Origin of the sequence: Mycobacterium sp. (genome assembly GCF_039583805.1) — a bacterium.
Classification (GTDB): Bacteria; Actinomycetota; Actinomycetes; order Mycobacteriales; family Mycobacteriaceae; genus Mycobacterium.
The window spans coordinates 1-6,277 of sequence record NZ_JAVKSH010000057.1 but is presented as its reverse complement, the minus strand read 5'-3'; the positions used below and the strand labels follow the sequence as shown (position 1 = coordinate 6,277).

5 protein-coding genes and 1 pseudogene are annotated in these 6,277 nt (G+C 69.2%); 3 read left to right on the top strand and 3 right to left on the bottom strand.

Annotated elements, in window-relative coordinates:
• Positions 1-19: 19 nt before the first annotated feature.
• Positions 20-508, bottom strand: a complete 489-nt coding sequence (gene carD, locus ABDW21_RS09545; RefSeq protein ID WP_065015102.1) for an RNA polymerase-binding transcription factor CarD — start codon at positions 506-508, stop codon at positions 20-22.
• Positions 509-883: 375 nt separating this feature from the next.
• Here carD and ABDW21_RS09540 point away from each other — a divergent pair, with 375 nt between their 5' ends.
• Genes ABDW21_RS09540 through disA form a run of 3 tightly spaced genes read left to right on the top strand, consistent with a single transcriptional unit; the run spans position 884 to position 4,036 of the window.
• Complete coding sequence (locus tag ABDW21_RS09540; protein WP_343710352.1) at positions 884-1,444, top strand: hypothetical protein; 561 nt, start codon at positions 884-886, stop codon at positions 1,442-1,444.
• 52 nt (positions 1,445-1,496) lie between these two features.
• A complete protein-coding gene (gene radA, locus ABDW21_RS09535) occupies positions 1,497-2,927 on the top strand; it encodes a DNA repair protein RadA (RefSeq protein ID WP_343602707.1) in 1,431 nt (476 codons plus the stop codon).
• Positions 2,924-4,036 (top strand): DNA integrity scanning diadenylate cyclase DisA, encoded by a 1,113-nt coding sequence (disA, locus tag ABDW21_RS09530; protein ID WP_343602705.1) that lies wholly within the window; start codon positions 2,924-2,926, stop codon positions 4,034-4,036. The genes radA and disA overlap by 4 nt, the downstream gene beginning before the upstream one ends.
• 1 nt (position 4,037) lies before the next feature.
• On the opposite strand, the gene ABDW21_RS09525 is transcribed toward disA, so the two are convergent.
• Both ABDW21_RS09525 and ABDW21_RS09520 read right to left on the bottom strand, forming a co-directional pair.
• On the bottom strand, positions 4,038-4,832 hold the full coding sequence (locus ABDW21_RS09525; protein WP_343602702.1) for a hypothetical protein: 795 nt from the start codon (positions 4,830-4,832) through the stop codon (positions 4,038-4,040).
• Between the two features lie 632 nt (positions 4,833-5,464).
• Positions 5,465-6,277, bottom strand: a pseudogene (locus ABDW21_RS09520) (hypothetical protein); the annotation flags it as partial.

Here is a 6,277-nt window from a genome sequence, read left to right as displayed (position 1 = left end):
TCATTTACGAGCCGGTCATTTACGACGCGGCGGCCAGCACCTCGTCGAGAATGGTCTCCGCCTTGGCGTCGTCGGTGCTTTCGGCCAGCGCCAACTCGCCGACCAGGATCTGCCGCGCCTTGGCCAGCATCCGCTTCTCGCCGGCGGACAGGCCGCGCTCCTGATCCCGGCGCCACAGGTCACGCACGACCTCGGCGACCTTGTTGACATCGCCGGAGGCCAGCTTCTCCAGGTTCGCCTTGTACCGGCGGGACCAGTTGGTCGGCTCTTCGGTGTGCGGGGCCCGCAGCACCTGGAACACCTTGTCGAGGCCTTCCTGGCCGACCACATCGCGCACGCCGACGTACTCGGCGTTATCCGCGGGGACTCGGACTGTCAGGTCTCCCTGCGCCACCTTCAAGACGAGATATTCCTTTTGTTCCCCTTTGATGGTCCGGGTTTCAATCGCCTCGATCAACGCAGCGCCGTGGTGTGGATAGACAACGGTGTCTCCGACCTTAAAGATCATCTGGTTCGAGCCCCTTTCGTTACTTCATTCTAACACGGCGCCCCGACACGCGCGGAACAACGATGCAGGTCAGAGGCACCGCACGCGAAGAGTGGGGGTTGACAGACGGGCGAATTCATGCATGACACTGGCATACGGGAAACCTGTCCTGGCCCCAGCGCAAGCTCACGGCGAGCCCAGCCCGAGGCCGGGCCTCATCTTACTGCGCTGCTCGCAGTCTTGAGCTACCGGCCGCCCGGTCAACCTACTACTGTGCATAGTCGAACCCCGTGCACAGGCGAACCCCGTGCACAGGCAAACCCCGCCGCTCCGAGCAGGAGGCTGTGAGTGAACCCCGTCGTCCGTGCTCTGCCACACCGCCACTCAACACGCTCAATCCGCCGCCCGGTCGCGGCCTTCACGCTGGCCGCCGGAAGCCTGATCGGCGCCCTCGCCCTCGCCGGCTGCGGCTCCGGCCAGATCTCCCAGACCGCCAACCAGTCGGCCGCCGTCAACGGCAGCCATGCGACCGTGCACAACGTGGCGCTGCGCGACGTCCACATCCGAGCGCTGCAGACCGGCGACGCGCTGGCGCCGGGCACCACGGTCGACCTGGTGCTGGTTGCCACCAACCAGTCGCCGGACGTCGTGGACAAACTCGTCGCCATCACTTCCGACATCGGCCCGGTGACGCTGACCGGGGACACCCGGTTGCCCGCCGGCGGGTCGCTGTTCGTCAGCGCCGCGGCGGGCCAGCTGGTGCAGGCGCTGGACGCTGTCGAGTCCGCCGATGCCGCCGCGGCGACGGTGGCGTTGAACCGGCCGATCAGCAACGGGCTCACCTACACGTTCACCTTCGATTTCGAAAAGGCCGGGCCCATCAGCCTGTCGGTGCCGATCTCGGCCGGCTCGCCGTCACCGCGGGACGGCTGTCCATGCGTTTCCAGACACCGGTAGGCCCGCCGGCTCAGAGCGGGAACCTGTCGGACCCTCCGGTTAGTGTCGCGGCGTGGCGAAGGAACATAGGCAATACCGCTGCTCACAATGCCGGCACGGCACCCCCAAATGGGTGGGGCGCTGCCTGGAATGCGGCACCTGGGGCAGCGTCGACCACGTGGCGACACTCAGCGCCGCCCGCGGCGCTGCCGCCCGGCCGGTCGCGCCGTCGTCGCCCGCCGTCCCGATCAGCTCCGTCGAACCGGGCCGCACCCGCCACTGCGCCACCGGTGTGGGCGAACTCGACCGGGTGCTCGGTGGCGGCGTGGTGCCCGGCTCGGTGACCCTGCTCGCCGGCGATCCGGGCGTGGGCAAATCCACGTTGTTGCTCAAGGTCGCCCACGAATGGGCACGCTCCGGACGGCGAGCGCTCTACGTGTCGGGCGAGGAGTCGCTCGGCCAGATCCGAATGCGTGCCGACCGGACGGGGTGCAACCACGACGAGGTCTACCTGGCTGCCGAATCCGACGCCCAGACGGTGCTGGCCCACATCGACGCCGTGCAGCCCACCCTGGTCGTGGTGGACTCCGTGCAGACCGTGTCCACCACCCAGGTCGACGGCGTCGCCGGGGGCGTCACCCAGGTTCGCGCGGTGACCAGCGCACTGACCGCCTCGGCGAAAGCCAGTGGTGTGGCGATGATCCTCGTCGGCCACGTCACCAAGGACGGCGCCATCGCCGGGCCCCGGTCGCTGGAACACCTGGTCGACGTGGTGCTGCACTTCGAGGGCGACCACAACTCGCTGCTGCGACTGGTCCGCGGCGTCAAAAACCGGTTCGGGGCCGGCGATGAGGTCGGTTGTTTCCTGCTGCACGACAACGGGATCGAGGGCGTCGCCGATCCGTCCGGGCTGTTCCTGGACCAGCGGCCGCGACCGGTCCCCGGTACCGCGATCACGGTGACGTTGGACGGCACGCGGCCGCTGGTCGGCGAGGTCCAGGCGCTGCTGGCCGCACCCTCGGGCGGCCCGCCCCGGCGCGCGGTCAGCGGCATCGACCGCGCTCGCGCCGCGATGATCACCGCGGTGCTGGAGAAGCACGCCGAAATGACGATTTCGCCCACCGACATCTTCCTGTCCACCGTCGGCGGCATGAGGTTGACCGATCCGTCGTCGGATCTGGCCGTGGCGATCGCGCTGGCGTCCGCGTACGCGGGACTGCCGGTGCCCACCACCGCAGTGGCGATCGGGGAAGTCGGCCTGGCCGGTGATCTGCGACGGGTCAGCGGGATGGACCGCCGGTTGGCTGAAGCCGCACGGCAGGGGTTCACCATCGCGTTGACTCCGCCGGGGTGTGCCGCGCCGCCGGGTTTGCGAGTGCTGCCGGCGGCCACCATCGTCGCGGCGTTGCAGCACATGCTCACCATCGCCGAACAGCGCGCCGAAGCGCCCGCCCTACCGGGTCGGCTCCACGCCGCCACCGCAGCGCACAATGGCAGGCGATGACTGCCGGAGAAGCAAACGGTAACGGGACGGTGCCGACGCCGCGGCCGACCCTGCGGGATGCCGTCGGCCGGCTGGCTCCGGGCACCGGGCTGCGCGACGGCCTGGAACGCATCCTGCGCGGCCGGACCGGCGCGCTGATCGTGCTCGGCTACGACGAGAGGGTGGAGGCCATCTGCGACGGCGGCTTCTCCCTGGATGTGCGCTACGCGCCGACCCGGCTGCGGGAGCTGTGCAAAATGGACGGCGCAGTGGTGCTCTCCACCGACGGCGGCCGCATCGTGCGCGCCAACGTCCAGCTGGTCCCCGACCCGTCGATACCCACCGACGAATCCGGGACGCGGCACCGGTCAGCGGAGCGGGCCGCCATCCAGACCGGGTACCCGGTGATCTCGGTCAGCCACTCGATGAACATCGTGACCGTCTACGCCGCCGGGGAACGCCACGTCCTGGCCGACTCTGCGACCATCCTGTCCCGGGCGAACCAGGCCATCGCGACGCTGGAGCGCTACAAGATCCGGCTCGACGAGGTCAGCCGGCAACTGTCGCGGGCCGAGATCGAGGACTTCGTCACGCTGCGCGAGGTGATGATGGTGGTGCAGCGCCTGGAGCTGGTCCGCCGGATCGGTCTGGTGATCGACGACGACGCGGTCGAACTCGGCACCGACGGACGCCAACTACGGTTGCAGCTCGAAGAGTTGCTCGGCGGCAACGACACCGCCCGGGAGTTGATCGTGCGCGACTACCACGCCAACCCCGAGCCGCTGACCAAAGCCGAAGTAACAGCCACCCTCGACGAGCTGGACGCGCTGTCAGACACCGAGCTCCTCGACTTCACCACGCTGGCAAAGGTTTTCGGATATCCGTCAACGGCGGAAGCGCAGGACTCGGCGATGAGCGCACGGGGCTACCGGGCGATGTTCGCTATCCCGCGGCTGCAGTTCGCCCACATCGACCGGCTGGTCCGGGAGTTCGGCTCGCTGCAGGGCCTACTGGCGGCCAGCGCCGCCGATCTGCAGTCGGTGGAAGGCATCGGCGCTATGTGGGCCCGACACGTGCGGGAAGGGTTGTCCCAGTTGGCCGAGTCGACTATCGCCGATCCGCTCGGCTAAGTCAGTTTCCGGGGGCACCCGGCTGCGGACCCGGCGGCGGGCCGGGCGGAGCGGGCATACCCGGCGCCGGAGTACCGGGCTGCGGGGCGGGTACCAGGGCGAACGGAACCGGCGCCGAGCGGAGGTTGCCCAACTGCACGACGAGGTTGTAGGTGCCCGCTCCGATCGGCTGCCGCGGGAGCGGGCAGTGCGGCGCCGACCCCATACCGGTCCAGGTCACCGCCGTCGTCACCTGCTCGCCCGGGGTGAACGTCTTCACCAGGGTCTCGTTGGACGGCGCGCAGTCCAGGTTCGACCAGAGCCGCTTGTTGTCCAACGAGTAGACGTAGGCCGCCAGCACCGCGGCTCCGACGTCTCGCTTGCAGGCCACCAGCCCGATATTGGTGACGACCATGGTGAACCTCGGCTGGTCACCGACAAGGTACTGGGGTGCGTTGGTCAGGCCCTTGACCGCGAGCGTGGAGTCAGGACAGTCGTCGCCCTCTTTGAGCACCGGTGGCAGTTGCACGGCGGCGGTCGGCGTCTCTGTGGGAGCCGAGTTCGGCCCGGCCGGCGACTCTATCGGGGTCTTGACCTCGGGCTGCGGACCCGGGGTGGCGGCCGGATGGTTTTGCGGTGCCGCCACGGCGGCCGGCGTCTCGGCGGCTGCGGTTTTGGCGCCGGTGCTGTTGCCCGTCACGGCGAAGACGATGGCGACCGCGATACCAATCGCGACAGCCCCGATGCCCAGGGCCAGTCCCCTGCGGCGCCAGTAGATCTCCGGCGGTAACGGACCACGCGGTTCCAGATCCAGCACATCGCTACCGTAAGCCCTGGTCACGCCGAGGCGGGCGACCGCGCTCGGCGTGTCGCTTTTCCCGGAACCGCTGGACAGTCGCTGCGTCGGCTCCGACACTGGGTGTGACCGGAACGGAGAACTATGACCTGCTGCATTGTGGGCACCCTGATTCTGTTGGCGGTGCGGGGCGTTCGACGACGCCCGGGTGTCGGCCCCGGCAACGCCGCGGCCCTGTTCGCCCCGGTCGCGTACCGGCCGGGCGCAGGCGTGGCGGCGGTTGTGCCCGGCCGGTGCGCGACCGCGGCAGTCGAGCCGTCGGCCCGCGGTGCGCGCCGCCGCGCCGGCCTGTTCGGCTACTGCGCGCTGGGTGTCGCCGTGAGCCTGGCCGCTGTGCCGCTGCTCATCTGGGTCGGTGTCGCCCGCAACGCCGGCACACCGGCGGTGTGGTTGGCCCGCAACGCCTTCTACGTTGCGTTGGCCATCGCCGTGCTCGGGCTGAGTCGACAGGTCACCAGGTTTTCGACGCCGCGCGGAGTCGGCTGGCTGCTGATGGCGGTAGGCATGGTGACTTTCGAGCTGGGTGTGCTCGACATGCACGTGTTCCGGGTGTTCCGGTTCGCCGACGAATACGTGCCCTGGGACGGCCTATTTCACGACGCCGGCCCGCTACTGGCCGCGGCCGGTGCGCTGCTGGTGGTCGGGCAGAGGGTCACTTCGCGGCGGCCGTCGAGATCGACGTCGACGAGCGCGCAGCCGTCAACGTCGGCGATGACGGTGTCGTCGACCCCGCCCGTGACCGCGTAGGCGCGCAGCGGGACCAGACGTTCGATACCCAAACTGGTTCGCCCGGAGCCGTTCCCGGGTCGCAGCACCAAGTCGAGGGCCGACCCGTCGCTGACGGCGCGAGCCACCAGGACATCCGGGTAGGCGGCCCGCGCCAGGATCGGCCCGGTGCGCCACACGTCGGGGATGTCGCCGCTGATCAAGTCCCGCATCGCGTTCTGCCGGGTGAACCGCGCGAGCACGTGGCCCGCGTTGCCCCAGCTGGAGATTCCGGCATAGGCCCGTGCGCCCTGCCGGCGCACGATCTGGTAGCGCTTGTCCAGCGATGCCTCCATCGCGTCGGCCAACTCGTCGTCGCCGAACTCCTTGGCCGCGGCCATCACCGAGACGCGACTCATCCCGTCCCCCCGCGTGTAGTTGCCGGGGTCCAGTGTCTCCCACAGGGTCGCTTCGATTCTGACGTCGTCGGATTCGATGTGCACCAACCGGTCTCGGACGATCTCCCAACTCCGCTCGGACTGATCGGGCATGGTGAAGTGCAGCCAGTAGGCCATCACCGCGTCGTTGCCGACGGCCGGCCCCATGAAGATTTTCAACGGTCCCCGCGCGCTGATGAACCGGCCGTCGTTGCGGAGATATTTGTGCCGGCGGAACGCTGACCGCATCCGGTCGATGCGGTC